We start from the raw sequence: 25,103 nt of genomic DNA on the forward strand, positions 1-25,103 counted from the left end.
ATTGATAAAGAAAGGAAATTAGCAATGAAGAGTGTCGGAGTAATCGTAGAATATAATCCCTTTCATAATGGACATTATTATCATATCCAAGAAACAAAAAAAGTAACAGGCGCAAATTTAGTGATCGCCGTTATGAGCGGTAATTTTCTGCAGCGCGGAGAACCTGCTCTCGTTTCGAAATGGAACCGTACGAAAATGGCACTGGAAGGCGGCGTCGATGTTGTCATTGAACTTCCTTATGTATTTGCTACCCAAAAGGCCGACATCTTTGCCCATGGTGCTGTTTCTTTATTAGAAGCCTTGGATGTTGATAGTCTATGCTTTGGAAGCGAAGATGGGAATACACGTAGCTTTGAACTGACCTACAAAGAGATGGAGGCCAAAAAAGATGAATTTAATACCCTTATTCAACCTGCTTTAAAGGAAGGTAAAAGCTATCCAAGGGCAGCATCCGATGCCTTCCTAAGGTTACAAATCTCGGAAGATGTCGTTGATCTTTCACAACCAAATAATATTTTAGGTTTTCATTATATTAAAGCGATCCATACTCTTCATAGCGATATGAAAGTTTATACAATCAAACGGACAAAAGCGAATTACCATGACAAGGATTTTCAGGATCAACATATCGCCAGTGCAACAAGTATACGAAATAATTTGTTTTCGGGAAACACGAATCTAGAAGAAATCCAAAATGTTATGCCTGATACTACTTCACTTCATTTGCAAGCTTATAAAAACAAATATGGGTTGTTTCATCGTTGGGAGGACTACTTCCCTTTTTTAAAATACCGACTACTGTCCATGACAGCGGAGGAACTTAATCAAATCTATGAGGTAGAAGAAGGCCTAGAGAATCGTGTCCTCCAATTGATTTCCGATTCAGTAACTTTCAATGATTTTATGGAAAAGTTGAAAACGAAGCGGTATACATGGACAAGATTACAACGGCTATGCCTGCACATACTCACCAACACAACGAAAAAAGCAATGAAGAAGTATGAGCATCAGCCTACTTATATTCGGTTGCTTGGCATGTCATTACAGGGGCAGGACTATTTGAATAAAGTTAAAAAACACATCTCTCTCCCCCTTGTTTCAAGACTAGCGTCCTTTTCGAATGAACAAATCATGCTTGATATAAAAGCAACTAAAGTGTATGCATCTTGCCTAAAAGAACCATTGCGCTCACAAATCATCAAAGCTGAATATACAAATCCGCCGTTTAGATATGATTCATCCAAACGACAATTTTTGGGATAGCCCTTTCACCGTACCAACTAACCAACAAAAAAAGCACAAGCACCGTTACTGTTCCTCAATCAGCGGTTGCTTGCGCCCTATTTTATTTATTATTTTTAGGAGGTAATTTCTCTAGATATTTAACGGCGTCCTCAAAGGTATCCACCGGGATAATTTTCATATCTGTTTTAATATCTTTTGCCGTTTCCAATGCTTCTTGATAATTTGTCAGGATAGGTTTTCCATTTTCGTCTACCTGGGCTTTACCGCGTTCATTCGGGGCAAAGAAAATTTCAATATTCGATTTATCGGCTGCGACAATTTTTTGTTGGATTCCACCGATACGGCCGACTTCACCCTCATAGCTAATCGTACCCGTTCCCGCTATTTTATAGCCCTTCGTCAGGTCCTTATCAATCAATTGATTGTAAATTTCAAGGGTAAACATCAGTCCGGCAGAAGGACCCCCGATTTTATCTGTATTGATTTCAACAGGTGGGTTTACTTCCACTTTACGGTCGGTTACAAGAAGAATGCCTAATCCGACTTTATCTTTCTTCTCCCCAGTTTTTTCTTTTGGAAAAACTGCCAATGGCACCCTTACATCCATTATTTTTTCGTCTCTTTCTAATTTTAACTTCACAACATCCCCTTTGCTCTTTGTAGAAACATACTTCATAAATTCTTCGGATGATTTCATTTCCTTATTGTCTACCGAAAAGAGGCGGTCGCCCACTTTCAACTGTTTTTCAGCTGGCATACCTGGTATCACACTCATAACGTAAACGCCATTATATTTGATCTTAATATCTTTTTTTGCTTTCGTATAAGCAACAACCGTAGCCTGCTCTTTTGAATCTTCCATCATATGCAGCTGGCGCTTCGTATACTCCTCATTTGTTTCACCTTCTGGACGAATATAATCCTCAGGATAGATTTCATAATAATCATTTGCTTTAGCCCACGCATACTGAATGATATTTGCTTTGCCAATTCTCACTGTTGTTAACGAAAAACTCCCTCTTTCTTTTTTCCCTCCATCTACCTTTACAATGGGGGCGAGCTCAGTCGCTTCTCCAGGGGATGAAATATAATAAGGCAGTTGAAAGAAGGATAGAAAAAGGCTGATTGCCAGGACTATACTTAAGCCCCTTATCAAATTTTTTTGCTTATTCATGGTGATGTGACTCCTTCCACTTCTCGATATATTCTAATATAAATGGAATTTGCTTCACGGTTTCTTCTTCTCCTATTCGAATGATATCTTCAGTATTCGTAAAAGCTTTTGCACTATACTGCTCAACCCGTGGTTTAATTAAAACGTCTGCATCAAACTGCTTTAGGCGTGCTAATTCATCCTGCATAATATCAATACTTTGCAGGATTACGTCAAATATGGAAGAAATTTCTGCATCAACTTTTACATGTGAAACATCCACCGCTATAACAAGATCCGCTCCCATTTCTTTAACAACGGAGATAGGCACTCGGTCGACAACCCCTCCATCGACGAGCAAACGGCCATTCATTTTTTCAGGAACGAATATTCCAGGTATGGAAATGCTTGCCCGGATTGCTTCTGCAAGTGGCCCCTCCTTGAAAATGACCTTTTCTCCTGTTTTAATATCTGTTGCTACAATCCAAAGTGTTGGAGAAAGTTGTTCAATTGTCTTTCCAAGTGTAAACATTCGGATAAACTCTTTTACTTTTTGACCACTAATAAAGCCCATTTTTGGAACGGTAAAGTCAAGGTAATATTTTCGTCTAAATGCGGTTGCTAATCTTTGAAGGCGTTCGAGGTCATGCCCCGCTCCGTATAAACCACCTACTAATGCCCCCATGCTGCTTCCAGCAATGAACTCAATTGGAATGCCTGCTTTATTTAATGCCTTTAACACACCTAGATGAGCAAAACCTCTAGCTCCACCTGAACCAAGAGCTAAGCCAATTCTTGGTTTCCTCAAGCAGTTTCCCTCCATAACCTTTTCCTTATTTTAGGTCTATTCTATGATGACCATCGCATATTATTAGTAGGACTAGAATCTTTCGACCTTATTTTACCATTCTATAACGATCAAGTATAGAATAAGAACTCATGAATATGTTGGAGGGCTATATGTGACGCGTTCTAAACTAAAAACAATCCTAGTGGCAATATCAGTATCACTTGTTGCTTTCGGATTGATTTTTTCTCCAAAAGAATCACTTGAAGCATCAAGAAGGGGATTAGAAATGTGGTGGGAGGTTGTATTTCCTTCCTTACTACCATTTTTCATTGTTTCGGAATTACTGATTGGCTATGGCGTTGTTAAATTCATCGGAATCCTTTTAGAACCTCTCATGCGTCCACTATTTAAAGTTCCTGGTGTTGGCGGGGTGGTTTGGGCAATGGGAATGGCTTCCGGCTTTCCGGCAGGTGCCAAACTGACTGCGCGCCTTCGCCAAGAAAAACAGCTAACAGCAATTGAGGCCGAACGGTTAGTCTCCTTTACAAATTCATCCAATCCACTATTTATTTTTGGCGCTGTTTCAGTTGGTTTTTTCAATAATGCAAATATTGGGATTTTACTTGCCGCCGCCCATTATCTTGGTAATTTTTGTGTAGGTATTTTCATGCGATTCCATGGTAGACAAGATAGCGAGAAAGCAAGCTCAACAAAAAAAAGTGTTTTATCCATAAAGGAAGCTTTCCATTCGCTGCACCAAACAAGAATAAAAAATCAAAAGCCCCTTGGAAAAATGTTGGGCGATGCGGTTATTTCATCCATTCAAACACTGCTGATGATTGGCGGCTTTATTATTCTATTTTCCGTGTTTAATCGTTTGCTCTACATAGTGGGTATAACTGAAATTGTGTCAATGTTTTTCAGTTACATCCTCACTATTTTTCAAATACCAGCTGAATTAGCTTTACCACTGTTATCGGGTATGTTCGAAATAACATTAGGCAGTCAACTAACTAGTCAAACAGAGGGTGTCGACTTATTTTTCAAAGTAATCATTACCAGCTTTATTTTAGGTTTTAGTGGCTTTTCCGTCCAAGCGCAGGTTGCAAGTTTACTTGCGGATTCCAATATCCGTTTTCAACCTTTTTTTGTGGCAAGAGTTTTGCAGGGACTATTCTCCGCTATTTTTGCTTATCTCTTATGGAAACCACTGTATGCAAATTTATATGTAACAGATAACAAAGAAGCAGTGCCTGCTATTGCAAACGATATCGGGTGGTCCTGGGTCTATATGTATTGGGAATTTTTACTCCAATATGGCGCGCTGATTACGATTGCATCGCTTTGCATTTACATCTTTCTTTATGCAAAAGCAAATGCGCAAAGCTTTACATCATAAAAAAAGCTGATCGATTATGATCAGCTTTTATATTTTTCTCTTAATGCTTTTTCTACTTCAATCGGAACGAGACTAGAAATATCCCCATGATATTTCGCCGCTTCCTTAACAATGCTTGAGCTTAGGAATGAATATTGATTATTTGTCATAATGAAAAACGTTTCAATTTCTTCTCCTAACGTCCTATTCATTGATGTGATTTGCATTTCATACTCAAAGTCCGATACCGCACGTAATCCCCTTAAAATAGCAGTTGCACGCTTTGTACGTGCATACTCAATTAATAAACCATCAAATGCCTCAACTTCAACATTGGGTATATCCTTCGTCACTTTCTTGATGAGTTCAATTCTCTCCTCTACTGAAAAAAGCGGATTCTTTGAAGAATTGTTCAGTACACATACATAAAGTGTTCCGAATACTTTTGCACCTCGTTTAATAATATCCAAATGCCCTAGAGTAACTGGATCAAAGCTACCAGGACAGACAGCAATACTTGCCATATCATCCTCTCCTTTTTCAATTTTCGACTATATCGAATTTTCAGTATTTTTATTGTATTGAAAGATTGAAACCGCAGTTGTACTCCCATAAACTTCTCTTCTGGTTAAATGAAGAGCCCCAATCGATGTCGGCAGTGTAAGTTCAGCACCATGCTCAGCAATAATGATGCCATCATCGCTTACCAAATGCGCTTGATCAATAGTTCCGATAATATTTTCCAATTCCGTTAATTTATAAGGAGGATCTAAAAAAATATGAGTGAATTTCAAACCACGCTTTATTATGGCCTTTAGGGCTCGGTTCGCGTCATTACAAAAGACCTCTGATTGTTCCTCAAATCCACAAAAATCAATGTTTTGTTTGATAACCTCAACAGCTTTCCTGCTCCGATCTACAAAAACAACTTTATCTAGTCCACGACTTAATGCTTCAATTCCCAGCCCGCCGCTTCCACCAAACAAATCCAAGCCCACACCACCATCAAAATAAGGTCCAATAATATTAAACATTGATTCCTTTATTTTATCTGTAGTAGGTCTAGTATCCATGCCAGGGACAGCTTTAAGAGGCCTTCCTTTACACTTTCCTGCAATAACTCTCATTGTCAATCACCTATGAATTCATTTGTTCTTTTAAAACCTATATTATTGGTAAAATTTAGCATCACAAAAATACATAATGCAATTTTCACTTTATCTTAATATAGATGGATAGTCAACACAGATAGTCAAAATTTAATGTATAGAGAAAAAAGTTTTGGTCATAATGGATAGTAACAACATTATTTTTTGGTGTTGTTGCCAACCGCGGAGAAGACTTACGTTTCCCCATAAGTTCTTCCTCCGGTTTCTCCTCTCCCTTTGCCTTCTTATCTTGGAGGTTAAACGTAACTTTCAAGGAAAAATAGAAGGACCCTGCGAAAGCAGGGATTTTTTTTTGACGTTTCCCCATTCAATTGATAAAGTGTAACTTGCATGTAACGTTTTTTGTATTGAAAGGGGAATTAACGGTGATTCAACGATTTATTGAACTTGGACAAGGGTATTCAGACCTTTATGAGTTGTTGGAAATTGCCAGAACGAACAAACATAGAATTGTTCACTTGATGGCATTTCATACAGTCATTAATGACAATGATGTTACTTCTTTAGCTGTAGTCTTAAAGCCTACCACAACTGGGGATTTTCAACCTATCTACGTATGCAGAGAAGGGATTCCAAATCCAGAGAAAAAGCCTAATAAACGCTTTGATCTTTTTAAGGAATTGGCGGAGGAGCTGGGAAAAGAGATTATTGCATTTAAGGTAAAACCATCCTCGGTATTTGCGGAAACAGAACTTTATTATCAACACTTAATCGGCATTTTGCGCATGAACAGATTTATACCGCCGATGGGGTAAAAAAACAAAAAGCCTCTTAGCATTATTTATAAAAAACTTACTAAGGGGCTTTTTGCTATTCAAATGCCGATTTTATAATCATACTCTTTTGCTTTATCCGGCTTAGAGTTTTCATACTCAGTTTTAAGAAAGGGCTTATAAGAAAGCTCAACCTTCTTTACAAACGACAAGGATTTAATCCGCTCCGCTGTTTCCTCAATCCGGTCCATATCCATATAAATCACAACATATTTAAGCTTTTTTGATACATAATGGATATTTCCAAAACGCTTTAGCTGCTTTACCTGTTTTAATGAATGCACCCATACTATAATTCCTTGCCGATTTCCAAAATTCATCTTCAAATCCATCCTTTTAAAACACTAATCTAGGGCTTTATTCGATCATCTATTCTTAGTCAGAATAGCATGAATTTATCGTGATTTGCAAGCTTTAGCATTATCCACAGCTATTGTGACCGCCGCTGCTGCAGCCGTTACAGCCAGAAGAGGACTCAAAAAATGGGTCTCCTGTAGGTACTTTAATTTGTTTTGAAACAGAATGACCAATTAAAACACTAATCTCGTCCAATAAGCTTTGCAAAGCATTTTCGGCCTTTTTAAATTCATAAACGGTGTCAAGGAGATCCATTTCCCGTTTTAGTTCCCTTGTTTCTTTAATTACCTTTAGATAATCGGGATGATACTTGCCGATACGGTGTACCTCTTCATATAATTCCTTTTGCTTAGTAAAGGCTTTAATTATACTCACAGCCTTTTCGTCTTTACGTAATCTATTTAAACACTGATAATAGTCTTCCACTACATCAGAATTAAGAATCATTGCGGACAATTCATCTGCTACATCGAGAATATTTATCCTTTCTTCTGTTGCAAGCAATTTCTAACACCTCCACTATAATAATACCATGAATGGTTCACCAAGAAAAAGGCTGACCTATACAAACGTACAAGTCAGCTTCTTAAAATGTCCTAAATCAAATCGTTACTTCAAATTCTTCCTCAATCTTATATGGCGTTCCATCATTTTGGACAAGCTCAAGTTTTATGAGATGCTTACCCACTGGCAATCCCTTAATAATAAAGGCGGCGGTATAAATTTCGTCAATTTTTTTGCCATTAAGATAAAGTTGCATAAAACCATATCCATTTTTATTACTATTTCTGTCTTCCCGCTTTGAAAACATAAAGTTAGAAATGACACATTCAATATAAACATCATTCCCCTTTACTTGATGTTTCACAGATATCGATTTTTCTTGTTGTTCTGAATTCTCTTTAACTGCAGCAACTCTTTGCTCTTTAGTACCCATAAGATTTTCTATATTACTTCTAGCCAATGCTGGATCATTCATTATAAAGAAAAGAAAAGAAGTTATGACAAGAATATATTTTGCCATATTATTTCCCACCTTTAAATTGTATTTGCATATCTTATTGTTACCTCACTGGCTAAAATTAATCGAAAAATATTATCCTACCGGTTTTTTTCCATTGCGCTCACCATACCAACTAAGAGGTTTGCTAATTGAATTTGCTGCTGCAGGCGATCGATTTTTTGCGGAAAGGTCTTACCATAAAAAATTTTCGCTTCCTGTTCAATCTCAAACAGCTTCTCTGGATTTCGGCAAAGGATGCGATACCAGACCGGATTCTCTCGAATAAATAAACGTAAGTCATGTCTTGTGGCTAAATAATTTTGGATTTCACGGCGCATTTGTTAACAGCTCCAGACTGTTAATCCTTTTTATAAAAAAAAGGATTTTGCGGATTTCTTGGCCCTGGCATTCTTTGATTTTGGTTATTTGGTGCAATACCTTGAAATTGTTCAAGAATTTGCTGTACATTCGCAATCGCTCCACTAACAGTTGTAATATGTTTTTGTACTTCGTTCATATCAACTTTCTTCATAATCGCCATGATTTGGGATACAAAATCTGATTCTTTTTTAGAGTCATCTTTTTTCGTTATGAGTTCACCTTTCGTTTCAGTTTTATATTGATCCCACATCGCATCGTCTTCTCCAAACATATACCAGTCCTCAAAAAATTCCTGCCAACTTTTTTCTTTTGCGCGGACATCTTTTGCAATACCTGGATAACGTTCAACAAACTTTTTGAATTCGGAAACCTTCGGATTCTGCTTTCCCATAGTCTACACCCCATTACGACAGATTTGGCCTACTATAGGTTACTACCATTGTTAAAAAAATGTCCGCCCATTTTACCATGCTCTGATGAAATTTTGGGTATAATACTTCTCATAGACACCAACACCCAAATGAGTAAAATCTTTATTTAACAACGTTGTCCGATGTCCTTTGCTATTTAACCAACCTGCAACAACGGAAATTGCATCTACATAACGTGCAGCAATATTTTCACCTGCAGCTGTAAAGTTTACACCGCCGTTTACTAAGCGATCTGATAAATTACCATATGTGGGAGAACTATGGGAAAAATATTCTTCTTCGAACATCTCCCTTGAATGACTATATGCAACAACTGCTGTTCTTTCATCCCAGTTCACTCGTTCCAAACTATTTCGTACTCTTACTATATTCGTCATATCTAAGATTTGCAGTGCTTTGCCTTTTTCAATATCATTCCACAACCCGGGGTCTATTTTCTTTGCGGATATTAAGTCTCCTCGATAAAGAAGCGCATAAGGTCTTATTTTTATTAATGTTTTGGCATCTAAAAAGCGGACGCTTATGACCTCTTTCGTGAACTTATCAATATTGATCTGTGCCCAAATATTCTTATATTGCAAGAGTGGCGTTGTCATTAACTCTTCCTCAGTTAGTTCAAACTGATACAAATTTTTTTCGACCTCCAAGGCGACCTTATTCGAGACATCGAAAAAATTATAAGGAAGTACTTCACCTATCCGAAAGGGTGAAATGTCAATATCATCCCCCATCACAAAAATGGTGACTACTTTATCATCCTCAATGCCCACTTGGCAATAACGGGAAAGCGGCTCATTATAAACCCACCATTCATAGTCATATTCTGAGACATCAATTCTTGCTGGTTTTCCGAGCAGTTCCATAACATCCTTACTATCTTTTCCAATCAGACTATACAACTTTTGACGTTTTTCGGACTTTGCTACTTTTTGCTCTTTTTTTTGATAATCAAAAGATTGAATGGAAGTTGTATGTATTTTTTCACTGGATGAAGGAGTCAACACTTTTTGAAGATAAATAGCTCCCAATACAAGTACAATAAATAGTATAAAAAAAGAAAGGATCTTGATCCTCATGAATAAGCCCCCCTGCTTGTCCCTAACTTTTTATACCATTATATAGTCCTGTTATTAAAATATTCCTTTAATTCAAAAAAAAGAGGTACCTTCGCTACTGTGAAGGTACCTTGCACTTACGCTTATAGAACTATTGTTGGAACTCAGATGGCTCAGATATTTCACTTAAGGCGTATCCGGCTTTTTGATCGGATTGTTCTTCAACTGCTAAATCACCGAGAGAAACAATTCCCACTAATTGTCCATTTTCAACAACAGGGAGACGACGAATTTGTTTCTGTGCCATTAAATGCGCCGCATCATGGACAGAAGCAGTAGGAGATACAGTAACTAATTCCTCGCTCATTATATTCGTAACAGAATTTGATCCGGAACGTTTTTCAGCTATTCCTCTAACTACTAAATCCCTGTCTGTAATCATTCCTAGCAGATTTCCATTCTCAACAATGGGAATTGCCCCTACATTTAAATCCTTCATTTTCGTAGCAACCTCAAAGGCATTATCTACCGGTGTACAATATTCAACATTTGTTGACATTACCTCGCGAACTGTTTTCATATATGCCCCTCCATATCATTTTTTGATAAACATTTGTGACCAGTAATGGCGGTACGACCCACCTTTAGCATAACCAACACCGATTTGAGTCATTCTTGAATCTAAAATATTTTGACGATGACCCGGACTGTTCATCCAAGCATTTACGACTTCCTGCGGTGTTGCTTGACCAGCAGCGATGTTTTCTGCGGCAGCTGAATAGGAAATTCCAAAGTTTTTCATCATCGTAAATGGCGACCCATACGTTGGTGAAGTGTGACTGAAATAATTTTTATCACGCATGTCCGTTGCTTTAAAACGAGCCACCCTTGATAGTTCCCAATTAGCCTTTAAAGCAGGCAGCCCATACTTCGCCCTTTGTTGATTTGTTAATTGAATAACCTGCGACTCAATACTTTTCGTTGCATCAATAAGCGGAATTGTCAGTTTTTGACCAGGATAAATCATCGCCGGATTCTTAATTTGTGGGTTGGCTTGAATGATTTCACTTAGACCAATTTGATACTTCACCGCAATTTTCCACATCGAATCACCACGCTGCACAATATACGTATCTTGAGTTTGGGCATTTCCTGTCACAGCTGCAACGAACACTATTAAAAAAAATAGTGCTGAACCCATAAGCTTTTTCAAAAAAATCCTCCTTTCAAAACTTTAACAGTAGATAAACACCTTTTATATTTTTGCCAAAATGCAAAAAAATTCTCACGAAAACAAAAATAATTAAGAAAAGCTTTATTGCATCTTCCTCTCTTTCATACTATTATAGTTTTTAGAGTGTTTTTGAAATTTAGGAGGGATACATAGTGAGATTTGAAGGTACGGGGCTTGATGGGAAAGTATACGATCTTTCTCTTTTAAAAAATGTATTTGGTGAAGAACAATTACTTGTTAGAGAACAATGGGATTATGAGCGTATATCATTTGACCGTAAGTTTGAACAACTAGATACAAACGAAATCTTTTATTTGCGCATACAAGGGTATTCAGTTGAAGGAAATATCGATTCTAAGCATGCTAAAGTAAAACTTTTAACACCGGCTCTTGGAAAGCATTACTACCCACATGGCGTAGAATACGGTGAGGATGAAGTGATTCCAAAAAATATCATTGAAAAATCAAGAGCAATTCTTGAATCTGTAAGCAAAAAATTAGGTTAATTTAATTTTTTAATTGTAAAAAGGCGCATGATTTTCATGCGCCTTTTTACAGTCATTTTTCATCTTTCATGCGAACGGAGTCAATCAAGACATTAACACTTGTTACATCAATACCGGTCATAATTTTTATTTCTTCAATAATTCGTTTTTGAAGTTCCACACAATGTTCACAAATATTTTCACCAAGGTATACGGATACTTTTATCGTTATTAGGAGCTTCTCTTCATTTTGACTAACACTTATTCCTCTTTGGTTCCCCTTTTTATTGACTACCCTAATAAAATCATCCTTAAAGTCGGAAACCGTGCTGGCAATACCCTCCATCTCCTCAATAACAATCGATGAAATGATGGCGAAAACATCTTCAGAAATATTCAACGTCCCTTTTTCCAACATTTTTTTAATCATCACGATTCCCCCAATGAAGTCGAACGTTCGTTTTTTAATTCCCAGTTTAAAAATGACGCTTCTTTTCCAATGCAATACATTCCTACTTTTTCTAGTATTCTTATTGAGCCTATATTACTTGCATCACATTCAGCCGTTATTTTCTCTATTTTATGATTTAATAAAAGCCAATTAACAAGAGCTTGCACAGCCTCATAACCAACCCCACGCTTTCGATGGGCTTCAATAATTTCATATCCAATATCAACTGTACTGGAATCGGCTGCTTTTGATTTTACCCTAAGGGATCCAATCACTTTTCTCTCAAGTGGATCAATAATTAACCAAATTTCGAGACTTCTATCGTTTGGGGCTTTGTCTAACAATTCAATATAATATGGTAGAAGACTTTTTAATTGAACGGAGGGCCAGTCACTAGGCAATGTAACCGGTGACCGCTCCTCCAATTTTTTTCTGTCTAATATAATTGATTTTGCCAAATCTAACGGACACGGGATTAATAGTAGGCGGTCTGTAAAAATTTGCGACAAAACCAGCATCTCCTTTATTTTAATGGTTGTGGAGAAGGAAAGCCGTTAAGTTGTTGTTCTTCCTCCTTTTGTCTTTCTTCTCTAACCCATTGGTAGAATACACGCGCGAGCGTTACACCATATGCAATTTCCTGCATAATTTTCATGATAACTCCGCCCAATTGCTGGTCGTCTAATGGTGATAACCATGAGAACATTTGCGGATTACTAATATTAACATTTGTAAGTGTACTCACCGGAACACATAATTCCAGTGCCTTCATCCATGCAGTTGGGTCGGTATAAGTCTGATAGATTGGATGACCTGCGAAAATAATCAATGCACAGGCAGGTGTAAGTAACATACCATCTGCAAAAATATAAGCTAATTTTTGCAGTCCGCTAAGTCTTTGGTTTTCAGGTATAGGACATAAAAGGGGCCACCACATAATAAAAGCTGCTATAAAAATGGTTACCGTTACACTAGCATGAAGGATTGAATTTGTTTTTATAATATCAAAAACGAACGGGAAATGGTAAACGGAAAAAACACCATTAAACAATAGAACTGCAAATAATGGTCTTGTTGCGATTAAAAACAGCCGGCTCACTTTCCTTTTAGCCAACATCTTACGATAGAGCCAGCTAGGAATAGATAAAATAAATAATGGTGGTAATATTAAATACAATACCGACATTTGTACCATATGAATGCTGAAATTCAAATGCCCCAATAAATCAATAGGACTCCCTTTAATAATATATAAAATTACAAGTGAAGATATGAACAATAAGATTTGTTTTTTTGTTGCACCTTCTTCGCCACTCGGTTTGTTTATGATACGCCCTTTTACTATGAGCAGGTAAAGTACAGCTACAACAGCTAAACAAACGAAAAACAACGGACTCCACATCGCCCTAAAACCAAATATACTTAGTTTCTCAAGCACTGACATCACCTCTAAATTTCTTTCCTATACTTCAAAAAGGACCGAGCTAAAAAGCCCGAGTCCCGTTTTTTTACCACCAAACAACTGTCATCAACGCTAAGATACTTACAGCTGCCACTAATACACCGGAAAAGATAAATAAAATCGGTGCCGCGTGACCTTTATGGCTCATGTGCATAAAGTAAAACAACTGAAAGATTACTTGCACAATCGCTAAAATAAAAATGAAAGGAGTAACAAACCAGTTATTAATCGTATCTTTGAATACAACGGATGCAAAGGCAAGCAGCGTTAAAAATATTGTTAAGGCAAAAACGACAAATTGTTGATTCATTTCCTCCTTATTCGCTTGCTTACGAACCTCCCATTTTGTATCCACTGATGAATTTGAATTCATTTCCATTAGCTTAGCCCACCTTTCCCATTAAGTAGACAACTGAAAAGATGAATACCCATACAACGTCAATAAAATGCCAATAAAGGCTCGCCACATAAAACTTCGGTGCAGTATAAAGACTAAGACCACGGCGTGAGTTACGTACCAATAAAGTAATAATCCAGCAAAGCCCAAAAGCAACGTGAGCACCATGAAATCCAGTCAGCGTATAGAAGGAAGATGCAAATGCATTCGTTGTATACTTTAACCCTTCATGTACATAGTGGTTAAATTCATACATTTCTAAACTAAGGAAGCATGCACCAAGGATTACAGTAATCCATAACCAAGTAAGCATTCCCTTATAATTATTATTTTTCATTTGATATATTGCATATACACTTGTCAAACTACTGAATAATAAAAACATTGTTGCCAAAAATACTAGTGGCAGAGAAAAAAGCTCCTCAGGTGTTGGTCCATTCATTGTAGAATGGCGCAGTGCCAAAAATGTACCGAATAATGAAGCGAACATGACTGTTTCTCCACCAAGAAACAACCAAAAACCGATAAATTTATTTTTTCCTTCCATCGTTGCCTTTTCAGGCTCGGAAGGAAAATTTTCTCTTGTTAAAACTTGTTCAGCAGCCATTATGCTCCTAGCCCTCCTTCACGTTCAAGGTCTTCTTTATGGATATGGTAACCATGATCATCTCTTACAGATCGTGCAAACATAGCACCAAACATAATCAATAATCCAAGGATGCCGACGCCTAGGGCTAATTTGTTTGTTCCAAGATCATGGTACATAAAGCCAAATCCCGCGATAAATATACCTAAAGAAATTACAAAAGGATTAAATGATCCGTTAGGCATATGGATATCACCAAGCGGCTCAGCCGGAATCAATTCCTTGTTACCGTTTTGTTTTTCATACCATACAGGATCTAAGCTGCGAACTAATGGTAACTGTTTAAAGTTGTACTCAGGTGGTGGACATGAAACTGCCCACTCAAGTGAACGACAATCACCCCAAGGATCATCGGCAAGTTTTTCTTTATTGGTGAAAGACATCACCATATTAATTACGAGTAATAGAACACCAACAGCCATTAAAATAGCACCAATTGAACTTACAAAGTTTGCTGCATCCCAACCTTGATTTGGCAAGTAGGTAAATACGCGACGTGGCATACCCCAAAGACCAAGGAAATGTTGGATAAAGAAAGTTAAATGGAAACCAATGTAAAATACCCAGAAAGTAATTTTACCTAATGTTTCATTCATCATCTTACCAAACATTTTCGGCCACCAGAAATGCAGGCCGGCAAATAGACCTAATACAATACCACCAACGATAATATAGTGGAAATGCGCAACAACGAAATAAGTATCATGGAATTGGTAGTCTGCAGCAGCAGATGCCAGCATAACACCTGTAACGCCACCCATTACGAATGTTGGTACAAACCAAACCGCATACAGCATCGGTGTTGTATAACGGATGTTTCCACCCCACATTGTAAAGAGCCAGTTAAATACTTTAATACCTGTCGGAACACCAATTGTCATCGTTGCCACAGCGAAAATAGAGTTGGCAACTGCCCCCATACCTGTTGTAAACATGTGGTGTGCCCAAACCATGAATCCTAGGAAACCAATTAATACCACGGCGAATACCATTGATGTATAGCCGAAGATTCTTTTTCGTGAAAAAGTTGAAATTACATCCGAGAAAATTCCAAATGCCGGTAACACCAATATATAAACTTCTGGGTGTCCAAAAATCCAGAATAGGTGCTCCCAAATAATCGTATTACCACCAAACGCAATATCAAAGAATTTCGATCCAAATAAGCGATCAAACATCATTAAGAATATACCCACTGTTAATGGCGGGAAAGCAAACAAAATTAATGATGATGAAACAAAAACAGTCCACGTAAACATCGGCATGCGCATAAATGTCATACCAGCCGTACGCATTGTAATAATTGTAGCTAAAAAGTTAATCGCAGATATTAATGTACCAAAACCAGAAATCTGCAACCCGATTAAATAGAAATCTACACCGTGGGTTGGATCAGCCATTGCAAGTGAAGCATAGTTCGTCCAGCCTGCTGCCGGCATTCCACCTAAAAACCACCCAAAGTTAAAAAATAAAGCGCCGAAAAAATACAACCAAAACCCTAATGAGTTCAAAAATGGGAAGGCAACGTCACGTGCCCCAATTTGAATCGGAACAACTGCATTTGCCAATGCAAAGATGATTGGCATCGCAACAAAGAATAGCATCGTCGTTCCATGAGCAGTCAGCGCTTCGTTAAATGAAGTACCTACTAAAAAGTCATTTTCAGGGAACATCAATTGTATACGCATTAATAAGGCTTCAATTCCACCAATGACAAAATGTAATAAACCTGCAATAAGATACAAGTGGGCAATTTTTTTATGGTCTACTGTTGTTAGGTAGTCCCATATAATTGCACCAACACCCCTTTTTTGTACCAATGTACTCAATTGCTAAACCTCCCCAACCCTATTTATTTTCCTTTGAAAGCGTAAGCAGATACTCTGTCACTGCTTCAATTTGATCTGGATTTAAATTATATGTGCCACTCATTTTATTTCCTGGCTTTATTGCCTCAGGATTTGTGATCCAAGCCTGAACATTTTCCTTAGTTAAATCCTTAACACCAGCAACACGCTGACGATCTGCAAAATTCGAAAGATTCGGTGCAAGTCTTGCAGCTACTGGTCGTGGATCATTTGAATCTACAGCATGACAGCCAGCACAGCTTTTCGCAAAGATTTCTTGCCCTGCTTTAGCAGTTGCTTCAGTAGGCACTTCAGAAGGCTTTTGCATATTAGCTACCCACTTTTTATAATCATCCTTAGACAAAACTTTTACTTTGAAGTCCATTAATGCGTGAGAAGGACCACAAAGCTCTGCACATTTACCATAGTAAACGCCTTCTTTGTAGGCATGAATCCACATTTGATTCTCATTTTCAACGTTTGTATCCATTTTACCTGCCAATGCTGGAATCCAGAATGAATGTTTTACATCCCCAGCTTTTAAAGATAAATAAATTTTTTCACCAACAGGTATGACTAAATCTTGAGACGTAATGATTTTTTCATTAGGATATTCGAATTCCCACCAATAGAGTTTACCTGTAACATTTATATGTATGGCATCCTTAGCTACTTTTTCGTGTTTAGGATCCAATTTAAATGTTGCCGAAACTGTCGGCACAGCAATAATCAATAGGATAATAATAGGAATAACAGTCCATGTAATCTCTAGTTTGTGATTTCCTTCTACTTGTTTTGGAATCAAATTCTCTTTTTGTTTTGTTCTACGAAACTTCAGTGCAACATAAATAAAAATTACTACAACAACTAAAGTTACTAGCGTCATGAGACCAGTGGTCAACATCATTAAATCATACAGCATCTCACCATTTTCACCCTGCGGCGTAAGCGTTGACAAGTATGGTTTCCCACCACAGCCAGCTAACACTAGCAAAAGCATCAATACTACGACAAACAAACGACCTTTCCCTCCTACGCGATTCATTTCATCCTAACCCCTCTTTCTTTTAATAAATCTATTTATTAATATACCTCCCAACAGTATTAACATATTGAAAGGTATTTTATAACATAATATGATAGAATCTTTCCCCTTATAACATTTACTGGCTTATGTACATATTCGACATTTTTATACTTTTTAAATGAAAATGTATGAAAAATTTGTCGAAAAATGGCTAGTGAGATTATTCTCACTAGCATTCTCTTAAATTGTTACAATTACCATTAGCACAAAAACAATCGTCAAATAGTTCAAAGAATAAACAAACATCCATTTTGACCATTTTAAATCTTCCTTCATGAAAAACCCGTAAACACCTAAAGCAAACCAGCCCACACTCAACAAAAATGAGACAAAAACAAAAACAGGGCCTAACGACATTAGGAAAAACGGTAAAGGCAATAAGCAAGCAACAAAAGCAACGATATGCTTCTTTGTTTCTGCAAATCCCTTAACTACTGGCAACATTGGAATTCCTGCTTTCCGGTATTCCTCACATTTCTTCATCGCCAAAGCATAAAAATGTGGGGGTTGCCATATAAACATAATCAGAAATAAAATCCAAGCTTCAACTGATAGATTAGGGTCAATGGCAGCCCAGCCAATTAATGGTGGCGCCGCACCAGAAATACTTCCAACAACAGTATTAATAGGATGTCTACGTTTTGACCACAGGGTATATAATACAACATACGTAAATAAACCAATAAAACCAAAGAGGGCTGCCTGAGGCGATGCCATAAACAATAACACCAGACCGATTAAGGATGCCGAACATCCTAATAACAATACCTTCGTAAGACTAATCGTACCTGTTACCGTTGGTCTTGTTTTCGTACGTTCCATTATATGATCGATATCTCTATCAATAAAATTATTTAAAACACATCCACCCGCTATTACCAAAGCGTTACCAAACATCCCCAGTAACACCTTATCAATATTAACAATAAAGGATTGATTTGTGAAATAAAGTGCAAGCCATATCCCAGTAAATGCTGTTATTAAATTCGAATTTACTATTCCAATTTTAACAAGAGATAGCAAATCATTCCATATAGAATTTGTTTTACTTTTACTCTCATTCAGACTAGCAGCCTCAAACATCGGATTAGCAGTTCTATTCATAATTCTCGAGTTGTCCATTGACTATTTCCTCCTTTACCTTCGTCTAAAGCTACATTCATTCAAAATAACCTACTTGCAAAATAATCTTTTTAAAAAATAGATTATCAATATGTGATAAATGTCATAGAAATATTCCTCACCCTTATTAAACCATAAAACATGAAGAATTTGTTAAATAATAATGAAATTATTTTTACAATTATTCTAAAATTGCCCAAATTCACCTCCATTAAGGAATCATGACTTCATAAAAAAATTAGCGACTTATTAAAAGTACCACTGAATTCCTCTTAATAAACTACCATTTATATATTTTTTACGATAATAATGTTATAATCAATAGAAATATAAAAAATATAATAGAATAGAAAAGTTTTGTTACTTAGCTATTCACATTTTTGACAAAAACAAAACCTCTTTCCATTTATTTTATGTGATATATTTTACATAAATATAGTAAGGAAAGAATCACTATTTTTTTATACATACTATAAAGAAGGTGTGAGATTTGAATAAAGGATTAAAAATTTTATCCGTTGCTTCAAGTATTGTGATGATATTTGTGCTAATTGGCGGAGCACTTGTAACGAAGACTGGGTCTGGAATGGGATGTGGTCGTTCATGGCCTCTTTGTCATGGACAATTTCTTCCTAGCGACATTTCGGTTGAACTAATCATTGAGCTCTCCCACCGACTTGTTTCTGGATTATCGGTAATATTAGTAACCACACTTGCCATTTGGTCATGGAAAAAAATCGGCCATGTAAGGGAAACAAAATTTCTTGCTTTCCTATCTGTATTTTTCCTAATTGTTCAAGCCTTGCTTGGAGCGGGTGCTGTTATTTGGGGGCAAGACCCTGTTATTATGGCACTGCATTTCGGTGTTTCACTGGTCTCAGTTGCGGCAGTCTTTTTATTAACATTACTTATTTTTGAGGTAGACAAAAAGTTTGATGCAGACTCTTTAATTATTGATAAAGGGATCCGCACACAAATATATGCAATTAGCATTTATTGTTATGTTGTTGTATATACAGGCGCCCTAGTCCGTCATAAAAAAGCGCATTTAGCATGCCTCGACTTTCCATTTTGCGATAATGGCGCAATCTTTTCATTACCGAATAATCAGTATGAATGGGTGCAAATGGGACATCGGACAGCGGCATTAATCTTCTTTGTTTGGTTAATTTCTTTATCCATTCGGATTATGAGAAGTTATCCTACAAAACGAGTTTTAAAGTGGATCGCAATTTCTGCTATTATCTTAATCATCCTACAGCCTTTATCCGGTGCGTTCATTATTTTTACAAGGGTTAATTTATATGTCACATTAGCACATGCAACCTTTATTACACTTTTGTTCTGTGTCTTAAGCTATCTCGTTCTTTTATCTTCAAGAAGCAGAAAAAATGAAATAAACAAAAACAAAAAGATTGCCTAATGGCAATCTTTTTTATTATCGTTTATTGATTTTGAGCCTGCTTAAATCTAGCAAACATCGCTACATTATTTAGAATCCCCATCGATATCATCAAAAGTACTAAAGAAGAACCACCATAGCTCACAAATGGAAGAGGTACACCTGTAATTGGCAACAGACCAGTCAGGGCACCGATATTAACGATTGACTGGATCCCAATCATACCGGAAATTCCAATTGCGAGCAAACTACCGAATGGATCATTAGCCCTCATCGCAACAGTGAATCCTCTCCAAATAATGAATAGTAGCATTAATAAGACAAAACCAACACCAAAAATACCAAGTTCTTCAGAAATAATAGACAAGATAAAATCCGTGTGGGGCTCGGGTAGGTATCCAAATTTTTGAATACTTTTCCCTAAACCTTCACCAGTAATACCACCGGCTGAGATGGCAATATAGGAATTGATAAGCTGATAGCCATCCCCTTGGGAAACTTCTTTATTAAAAGGATCGTAAGCAGCGGTAAATCGGCTTAGCTGTTCATCCGTTAAAAACGGATAAAAAAGAAGAGCCCCTACAACTCCAATTAAAATCAAACGGCTAAGATGCTTTGGGCGAATGCCCGAGCAGAAGATAATCATTCCTGCAATCGCTAAAATAAGTAGCCCGGTACCTAAATCCGGCTGCTTATATACTAGAATAAATATAAAGAAAATAAATGCTAACGGCGGTCCAAAAGCAGGGACGAATTTTTGAATATAAGCTTGCTTATTGGAAAATACACCTGCTAAATAAATAATGACCCCCAGTTTCATGAACTCCGCAGGCTGAAAACCGAAGATCCAACTCTGCGCATTATTCGTAGCCTTTCCAAAAAGCAAAACGCTCCCAAGTAAAAATGGTGCGCCGAAGAAAATGGGTTTTAAAAATTTCTTATAAATTTTATAAGGAATGGCTAATACTATTATGTAAACAAATACCCCAAGAAAAAACCACTTTAATTGTTTCATAAAAAACAAGTCAGGTGATCCTTCATATTTAGCAACAGCAACAACCATACTGGAACTATAAATCATAATGATTCCGAAGATACTTAGTATAATCGGAGCTAATACAAGTGTATAATCATAGGACCTTAATATTTTTTTCCCCATACGTATTTCATCCTTAACTTTAAGACAAGCCTCTTTTATTTATTTCTTAAAGAGGCTTCATGAAGTGTTGATAGTTCCCTTTCCAACGATTCAAGCAATGCTTTTCCATTTAGTTCCTCAACCAACCCAAGACGGACAGCGAAATCGATTTCACGTGATAAACCGAACATTTGGGTATCTAACACTTCTTCATATAAAGGACACTGGGGCATTGTTAAATTATCCATTTGAACTTTAATAAGTTTTAATATTTTATCAGCATCAGCCTTAAGAAGGGCATATGCCTTTTCTTTATGATTTAAGGCAACCTCTGAAGACATGTTCATCCCTCCAATAGAAAAAAAGTCCAATCTATCTTTTAATCTTATCGTCTTATGGACAAAAATGCAAGGTATTACTGTATGGGAGATTTTAAGTGAAGGTGAGGAATTATCGCGGAACTTCATAAGAGGCTGACTTTTCAGCCCCCTTATTCATAATAAATCGGCAGCCAACTGCGCTAATGATGATCTTTCTCCTTTTACAAATCTTACATGGCCGCTGAGTTTTTCTTGTTTAAATTTTTCCACTACATAGGTTAAGCCGTTGTTATATTCATCAAGATATGGGTGGTCAATTTGCTCGGTATCACCCATCAGCACAATTTTGCTTCTCTCCCCCACTCGAGTTAAAATGGTTTTTATCTCATGCTTTGAAAGATTTTGGGCTTCATCAATTATAATAAACTGTTCTGGTATGCTTCTTCCTCTTATATAAGTGAGGGCTTCGACTTGAATGGATCCCATGCCAGCTAAAATGGCATCTAGTTCACCAGGTTTTTTTGTATTAAATAGATATTCTAAATTATCATAAATGGGCTGCATCCATGGTCTCAATTTCTCTTCTTTCTCTCCGGGAAGGAACCCTAAATCTTTCCCAACAGGTACAATGGGGCGTGCCACTAACAATTTTTTATACAATCCAAGATCCTCTGTTTGGTATAGGCCTGCTGCTAAAGCCAATAAAGTTTTACCCGTCCCTGCTTTACCAATTAATGTAACAAGTGGTATATCCGGCCGTAAAAGCAGTTCAATCCCCATTGTTTGCTGGACGTTTCGAGCTTTGATGCCCCAAACATGATCCTTATCATGGAAGCATTTTTTTATATTTTTCGCTTCCCCATCCACAATTCCTAAAGCAGATTGTGAAGTTCCTAAAACGTCTTTCATAATAATGAATTGATAAGGCAAATAATGAAGAGCCGGTAACCTCGATATGTCCAGCTGTGCTTTCTGATAATACTCATTTAAAAGATCTTGGCTTACATATACCGTTTGAAATCCCGAATAAATATTGTCATCATATTCAACGACACGGTCGCTTAAAAAATCCTCAGCAATAAGGCCCACCGCATCGGCTTTCACCCTGACTAAGACATCCTTGCTCACAAGTATGACAGGCCTTCCATCAGGCTTTTTTTGTTCCTCTAAATACAAATTAAGTGCAACCGCCAATATGCGATTATCATTCGTTTTTTCATCAAATACTTCTTGGAGCTTCAAAAATGAACGGTGATTTAACTCTATCCTAAATAGTCCGCCATTTTCGAGTGGTATTCCTTTATGAATTTTACCTTGCGTCCGAAGGCGATCAATTATTCTTGATACTTGTCTTGCATTTCTCCCAATTTCATCCAAGTTCCTTTTTTTAGAATCAACTTCTTCGAGCACAACTGCTGGGATCACAACTTCATTGTCTTCAAATGAGAAGATTGAGCGCGGATCTTGAAGTAATACATTTGTATCTAGGACATAAATTTTTTTCAAAACTTCTCCTCCTGACCATCTATTTTTATTTCTAAGCATTAAAGGAGATTTTATATTTTGGACGGCTTTTGATTTAAATATATGAGTGTAGGAATAATCTTAGACGAAGAAATAAACAATAAATAATAAACATTATTTTTTAAAATTATATGGAAAGGTTGGAGAAGTGGTGCGAAAAATATGGGTAACAGCCATATCATTATTTGTAATTGCTACGGGCTGTGCACAAAATGATACTCGAAATAATGCCATAAACGACGGCCAAAATAATTTTATTACTGTTAATCAACCTAACAATAATCAAAAGCAAGACTTATCTGGAGAAAAAATTGCTGCACACCTAGTGGATTTAGCAAATCGCATTCCAGAAGTAAGGGATGCAACCGCTATAGTTGCTGGGAATTATGCAGTTGTTGGGATTGATGTTGACAAGGATTTGGAAAGATCGCGAGTTGGTTCCGTTAAATACTCAGTAGCAGAAGCTTTGAAAGACGATCCACATGGAGCGAATGCTGTCGTTATAGCTGATCCCGATGTTGTTCAACGGCTACGGGAAATGAGAAAGGATATTCAAAGGGGAAGACCGGTTGCCGGGGTCATGAATGAATTAGCGGGTATTGTTGGTCGTGTTATGCCGCAAATTCCTTATAACTTGAATACAGAAGAAGGTCCAAATGAACAAAATGAGAAGCAGTTACAAAAAGGCGAGCAACAACAACTCAATCAAATTCAAAAAGAACAATCCAAACAAAAATAAATGCTCCAAATACCAAACAAGCTTAGTTGGCTCTCCCAACTAAGCTTGTTTCATTGCTTCCATAACTTGACGGTCTAATTTTGCTGCCGCTTCTTTGTCATATGTTTTTTCATATTCAATATCACGTGATATTTTAGAGCCATAAAACATGACATCACGAACAGACTCAATCGTAATCTCAATTAATGCGAGCTTAAGTGGAGTACCTTCAAGTTTCTCTGCTTTTACATGGGCATCCCCGCTAATGGAATATGTAGTCCCATTGGCAATCGTTGTAAGAACAACCTTTGGATTACCTTCTATGTTTTGAACGATTCTAGAGCGGTTATCAACAGCGAAAAAAATTGTACTTTCATTTAGCGCATATACCCAAGATATGGCATTAACATTTGGGCCATTTGTTTCAAAATCAACAGTTGCAATCGTAGCGTATCTTTCTTTCTGTAGAATAGGGATTAGATTTTCTGTTAGTTTTTGTTCAACTTGGTTTGCCATAATAATCCTCCATTTCGTTTAAGTTTCTTTACATACTATACCTTTTTTAGCAGCAATTGAAACCTGCTACTTAAATTTATTTCAGTTTTCACTTATAATGAAGGTCGAGGTGAATAATTTGAGAGTGAAATGTGTCCTTTGTGATAAAATCAATGTGATAGATGACGAATCACCAATAGCGAAAAGACTAAGAAACCGCCCCATACATACCTACATGTGTGATGAATGCTATGAAAGGATTAGCATAAAAACTGAAGAAAGAAGAAGCACTGGGGAATTTAAACTATACAAGCATAGAGTCTTGGAGGAAGAATGGTAAATTTTAAAAAAGCTAGCAAGGACAAGGAGTCCAGCTAGCTTTTTCCTTATTCTTCAATTACCCTAGTACTTATGCGGCTCCCTTTCGATTGCATCCAACATGAAATCAATTAAATCCTTCGGAAAGCGCATTGATTTTTCTTCCCCGCCGATCACGTAATGAACATAGTATAATTCTTCCGTTTGTTCTAGGCGGAGGACCTTTTCAACATGATGATCCTCTTTCAAAATGAGATCAAACTGTTCTAGCGTATCTTTTGCAGCTTTATCATTCGGTCTTGCATCACTAACAACTTTAATGCTTAACCAATTGTAAAAAGCATCCTGTAGACTTTTCACAACTAAAACCCCTTCAGCTATATTTCATGCTTTTGTTTTTCCTTCCGCTGCTGGTGCATCCGGAATCGATAAATCCCTAGCACGATGGCGGTAATGAATAACCCTTCCGCAATAGGTAAGCGTACACCAAGTAATGTGAGAGGTGAACAGCCAATTAATAATAGGATATAGATGATAATATTTTTAATAATGGAAAGCTTTTGGGCAAAGCCAAGATTAAAAACAATAATTGTTAAAACGACAATGATTATGTATAGGAGAAGCATTCCCCTCTCAATGTCTTGATGGACTCCAACAAGTTCGGCAACGGCTGATAGCATCGAAGGATCTATCTTCGTTACTTCCTCCATCTAAGCCCTCCT

Annotated in this window: 33 protein-coding genes; 7 read left to right on the forward strand and 26 right to left on the reverse strand. The window is 37.0% G+C overall.

Features of this window, described 5'->3' with window-relative positions; translation table 11 throughout:
- Positions 1 to 24 precede the first annotated feature (24 nt).
- Positions 25 to 1,263 (forward strand): nucleotidyltransferase, encoded by a 1,239-nt coding sequence (locus ACNQFZ_RS03675; protein ID WP_458414002.1) that lies wholly within the window; start codon positions 25 to 27, stop codon positions 1,261 to 1,263.
- Between the two features lie 82 nt (positions 1,264 to 1,345).
- Here ACNQFZ_RS03675 and ACNQFZ_RS03680 read toward each other — a convergent pair whose 3' ends face one another.
- Positions 1,346 to 2,419: a SepM family pheromone-processing serine protease gene (locus ACNQFZ_RS03680; protein ID WP_458414003.1), complete on the reverse strand. Its 1,074-nt coding sequence runs from the start codon at positions 2,417 to 2,419 to the stop codon at positions 1,346 to 1,348.
- On the reverse strand, positions 2,412 to 3,206 hold the full coding sequence (locus ACNQFZ_RS03685) for a patatin-like phospholipase family protein (RefSeq protein ID WP_458414004.1): 795 nt from the start codon (positions 3,204 to 3,206) through the stop codon (positions 2,412 to 2,414). The genes ACNQFZ_RS03680 and ACNQFZ_RS03685 overlap by 8 nt, the downstream gene beginning before the upstream one ends.
- A gap of 154 nt (positions 3,207 to 3,360) precedes the next feature.
- Here ACNQFZ_RS03685 and ylbJ point away from each other — a divergent pair, with 154 nt between their 5' ends.
- Positions 3,361 to 4,587: a sporulation integral membrane protein YlbJ gene (gene ylbJ / locus ACNQFZ_RS03690; protein WP_458414005.1), complete on the forward strand. Its 1,227-nt coding sequence runs from the start codon at positions 3,361 to 3,363 to the stop codon at positions 4,585 to 4,587.
- A gap of 20 nt (positions 4,588 to 4,607) precedes the next feature.
- On the opposite strand, the gene coaD is transcribed toward ylbJ, so the two are convergent.
- Complete coding sequence (gene coaD, locus ACNQFZ_RS03695; RefSeq protein WP_458414006.1) at positions 4,608 to 5,090, reverse strand: pantetheine-phosphate adenylyltransferase; 483 nt, start codon at positions 5,088 to 5,090, stop codon at positions 4,608 to 4,610.
- 27 nt (positions 5,091 to 5,117) lie between these two features.
- Positions 5,118 to 5,693 carry a 16S rRNA (guanine(966)-N(2))-methyltransferase RsmD gene (gene rsmD / locus ACNQFZ_RS03700; RefSeq protein WP_458414007.1) on the reverse strand — a complete coding sequence of 192 codons (576 nt, stop codon included), beginning with the start codon at positions 5,691 to 5,693 and terminating at the stop codon, positions 5,118 to 5,120.
- Between the two features lie 407 nt (positions 5,694 to 6,100).
- On the opposite strand from rsmD, the gene ACNQFZ_RS03705 reads away from it, so the two are divergent.
- The gene (locus ACNQFZ_RS03705) at positions 6,101 to 6,490 is read left to right on the forward strand and encodes a DUF7147 family protein (RefSeq protein ID WP_458414008.1); all 390 of its coding nucleotides are present in this window, start codon (positions 6,101 to 6,103) and stop codon (positions 6,488 to 6,490) included.
- Between the two features lie 59 nt (positions 6,491 to 6,549).
- Here ACNQFZ_RS03705 and ACNQFZ_RS03710 read toward each other — a convergent pair whose 3' ends face one another.
- From ACNQFZ_RS03710 to safA, 8 genes are all read right to left on the reverse strand, one after another.
- Positions 6,550 to 6,828 carry a YlbG family protein gene (locus ACNQFZ_RS03710; protein ID WP_458414009.1) on the reverse strand — a complete coding sequence of 93 codons (279 nt, stop codon included), beginning with the start codon at positions 6,826 to 6,828 and terminating at the stop codon, positions 6,550 to 6,552.
- A 100-nt stretch (positions 6,829 to 6,928) separates the two neighbouring features.
- Positions 6,929 to 7,369 carry a YlbF family regulator gene (locus tag ACNQFZ_RS03715; protein WP_458414010.1) on the reverse strand — a complete coding sequence of 147 codons (441 nt, stop codon included), beginning with the start codon at positions 7,367 to 7,369 and terminating at the stop codon, positions 6,929 to 6,931.
- A gap of 97 nt (positions 7,370 to 7,466) precedes the next feature.
- Entirely contained in the window at positions 7,467 to 7,889 is a 423-nt protein-coding gene (locus ACNQFZ_RS03720; protein ID WP_458414011.1) for a hypothetical protein, read from the reverse strand.
- A 77-nt stretch (positions 7,890 to 7,966) separates the two neighbouring features.
- The gene (locus ACNQFZ_RS03725; RefSeq protein WP_458414012.1) at positions 7,967 to 8,206 is read right to left on the reverse strand and encodes a YlbE-like family protein; all 240 of its coding nucleotides are present in this window, start codon (positions 8,204 to 8,206) and stop codon (positions 7,967 to 7,969) included.
- Positions 8,207 to 8,226: 20 nt separating this feature from the next.
- Complete coding sequence (locus ACNQFZ_RS03730; RefSeq protein WP_458414013.1) at positions 8,227 to 8,640, reverse strand: YlbD family protein; 414 nt, start codon at positions 8,638 to 8,640, stop codon at positions 8,227 to 8,229.
- Positions 8,641 to 8,712: 72 nt separating this feature from the next.
- Positions 8,713 to 9,756 carry a CAP domain-containing protein gene (locus tag ACNQFZ_RS03735; protein ID WP_458414014.1) on the reverse strand — a complete coding sequence of 348 codons (1,044 nt, stop codon included), beginning with the start codon at positions 9,754 to 9,756 and terminating at the stop codon, positions 8,713 to 8,715.
- 130 nt (positions 9,757 to 9,886) lie between these two features.
- Positions 9,887 to 10,315: a CBS domain-containing protein gene (locus ACNQFZ_RS03740; RefSeq protein WP_458414015.1), complete on the reverse strand. Its 429-nt coding sequence runs from the start codon at positions 10,313 to 10,315 to the stop codon at positions 9,887 to 9,889.
- Positions 10,316 to 10,330: 15 nt separating this feature from the next.
- Positions 10,331 to 10,936, reverse strand: coding sequence for a SafA/ExsA family spore coat assembly protein (gene safA / locus ACNQFZ_RS03745; protein ID WP_458415299.1), 606 nt, complete (start codon positions 10,934 to 10,936; stop codon positions 10,331 to 10,333).
- A gap of 185 nt (positions 10,937 to 11,121) precedes the next feature.
- On the opposite strand from safA, the gene ACNQFZ_RS03750 reads away from it, so the two are divergent.
- A complete protein-coding gene (locus tag ACNQFZ_RS03750) occupies positions 11,122 to 11,475 on the forward strand; it encodes a YugN family protein (RefSeq protein ID WP_458414016.1) in 354 nt (117 codons plus the stop codon).
- 52 nt (positions 11,476 to 11,527) lie between these two features.
- Here ACNQFZ_RS03750 and ACNQFZ_RS03755 read toward each other — a convergent pair whose 3' ends face one another.
- The 8 genes from ACNQFZ_RS03755 to cyoE form a co-directional block, all read right to left on the reverse strand.
- Positions 11,528 to 11,884 (reverse strand): Asp23/Gls24 family envelope stress response protein, encoded by a 357-nt coding sequence (locus tag ACNQFZ_RS03755; protein ID WP_458414017.1) that lies wholly within the window; start codon positions 11,882 to 11,884, stop codon positions 11,528 to 11,530.
- Positions 11,884 to 12,414, reverse strand: coding sequence for a GNAT family N-acetyltransferase (locus ACNQFZ_RS03760; protein WP_458414018.1), 531 nt, complete (start codon positions 12,412 to 12,414; stop codon positions 11,884 to 11,886). The genes ACNQFZ_RS03755 and ACNQFZ_RS03760 overlap by 1 nt, the downstream gene beginning before the upstream one ends.
- A 14-nt stretch (positions 12,415 to 12,428) precedes the next feature.
- Entirely contained in the window at positions 12,429 to 13,349 is a 921-nt protein-coding gene (ctaG, locus tag ACNQFZ_RS03765) for a cytochrome c oxidase assembly factor CtaG (RefSeq protein WP_458415300.1), read from the reverse strand.
- Positions 13,350 to 13,413: 64 nt separating this feature from the next.
- Positions 13,414 to 13,746: a cytochrome c oxidase subunit IVB gene (gene ctaF / locus ACNQFZ_RS03770; protein WP_458414019.1), complete on the reverse strand. Its 333-nt coding sequence runs from the start codon at positions 13,744 to 13,746 to the stop codon at positions 13,414 to 13,416.
- A 4-nt stretch (positions 13,747 to 13,750) separates the two neighbouring features.
- The gene (locus ACNQFZ_RS03775) at positions 13,751 to 14,371 is read right to left on the reverse strand and encodes a cytochrome (ubi)quinol oxidase subunit III (protein WP_458414020.1); all 621 of its coding nucleotides are present in this window, start codon (positions 14,369 to 14,371) and stop codon (positions 13,751 to 13,753) included.
- Positions 14,371 to 16,239 carry a cytochrome c oxidase subunit I gene (locus ACNQFZ_RS03780; RefSeq protein WP_458414021.1) on the reverse strand — a complete coding sequence of 623 codons (1,869 nt, stop codon included), beginning with the start codon at positions 16,237 to 16,239 and terminating at the stop codon, positions 14,371 to 14,373. Before ACNQFZ_RS03780 ends, ACNQFZ_RS03775 begins: the two co-directional genes overlap by 1 nt.
- A 19-nt stretch (positions 16,240 to 16,258) precedes the next feature.
- Positions 16,259 to 17,302 (reverse strand): cytochrome c oxidase subunit II, encoded by a 1,044-nt coding sequence (coxB, locus tag ACNQFZ_RS03785; RefSeq protein WP_458414022.1) that lies wholly within the window; start codon positions 17,300 to 17,302, stop codon positions 16,259 to 16,261.
- A gap of 222 nt (positions 17,303 to 17,524) precedes the next feature.
- A complete protein-coding gene (cyoE, locus tag ACNQFZ_RS03790) occupies positions 17,525 to 18,466 on the reverse strand; it encodes a heme o synthase (protein ID WP_458414023.1) in 942 nt (313 codons plus the stop codon).
- Between the two features lie 490 nt (positions 18,467 to 18,956).
- On the opposite strand from cyoE, the gene ACNQFZ_RS03795 reads away from it, so the two are divergent.
- Positions 18,957 to 19,889 carry a COX15/CtaA family protein gene (locus ACNQFZ_RS03795; RefSeq protein WP_458414024.1) on the forward strand — a complete coding sequence of 311 codons (933 nt, stop codon included), beginning with the start codon at positions 18,957 to 18,959 and terminating at the stop codon, positions 19,887 to 19,889.
- Between the two features lie 22 nt (positions 19,890 to 19,911).
- Here the strand turns inward: ACNQFZ_RS03795 and ACNQFZ_RS03800 are convergent, their stop codons facing one another.
- From ACNQFZ_RS03800 to ACNQFZ_RS03810, 3 genes are all read right to left on the reverse strand, one after another.
- On the reverse strand, positions 19,912 to 21,027 hold the full coding sequence (locus tag ACNQFZ_RS03800) for an FtsW/RodA/SpoVE family cell cycle protein (RefSeq protein WP_458414025.1): 1,116 nt from the start codon (positions 21,025 to 21,027) through the stop codon (positions 19,912 to 19,914).
- Positions 21,028 to 21,062: 35 nt separating this feature from the next.
- Positions 21,063 to 21,347: a YlaN family protein gene (locus ACNQFZ_RS03805; protein ID WP_458414026.1), complete on the reverse strand. Its 285-nt coding sequence runs from the start codon at positions 21,345 to 21,347 to the stop codon at positions 21,063 to 21,065.
- A 153-nt stretch (positions 21,348 to 21,500) separates the two neighbouring features.
- Positions 21,501 to 22,832, reverse strand: a complete 1,332-nt coding sequence (locus tag ACNQFZ_RS03810; protein WP_458414027.1) for a PhoH family protein — start codon at positions 22,830 to 22,832, stop codon at positions 21,501 to 21,503.
- Positions 22,833 to 23,001: 169 nt separating this feature from the next.
- Between ACNQFZ_RS03810 and ACNQFZ_RS03815 the strand changes: the two genes are divergently transcribed.
- Positions 23,002 to 23,589 carry a YhcN/YlaJ family sporulation lipoprotein gene (locus ACNQFZ_RS03815; protein ID WP_458414028.1) on the forward strand — a complete coding sequence of 196 codons (588 nt, stop codon included), beginning with the start codon at positions 23,002 to 23,004 and terminating at the stop codon, positions 23,587 to 23,589.
- 39 nt (positions 23,590 to 23,628) lie between these two features.
- Here ACNQFZ_RS03815 and ACNQFZ_RS03820 read toward each other — a convergent pair whose 3' ends face one another.
- Positions 23,629 to 24,084: a pyridoxamine 5'-phosphate oxidase family protein gene (locus ACNQFZ_RS03820; RefSeq protein WP_458414029.1), complete on the reverse strand. Its 456-nt coding sequence runs from the start codon at positions 24,082 to 24,084 to the stop codon at positions 23,629 to 23,631.
- 118 nt (positions 24,085 to 24,202) lie between these two features.
- On the opposite strand from ACNQFZ_RS03820, the gene ACNQFZ_RS03825 reads away from it, so the two are divergent.
- Entirely contained in the window at positions 24,203 to 24,403 is a 201-nt protein-coding gene (locus ACNQFZ_RS03825) for a YlaI family protein (protein ID WP_458414030.1), read from the forward strand.
- A 62-nt stretch (positions 24,404 to 24,465) separates the two neighbouring features.
- On the opposite strand, the gene ACNQFZ_RS03830 is transcribed toward ACNQFZ_RS03825, so the two are convergent.
- Positions 24,466 to 24,741: a hypothetical protein gene (locus ACNQFZ_RS03830; protein WP_458414031.1), complete on the reverse strand. Its 276-nt coding sequence runs from the start codon at positions 24,739 to 24,741 to the stop codon at positions 24,466 to 24,468.
- 17 nt (positions 24,742 to 24,758) lie between these two features.
- Complete coding sequence (locus ACNQFZ_RS03835; RefSeq protein WP_458414032.1) at positions 24,759 to 25,091, reverse strand: YlaH-like family protein; 333 nt, start codon at positions 25,089 to 25,091, stop codon at positions 24,759 to 24,761.
- Between the last annotated feature and the right edge of the window lie 12 nt (positions 25,092 to 25,103).

Source organism: Schinkia acidoalkalinis (assembly GCF_054301215.1).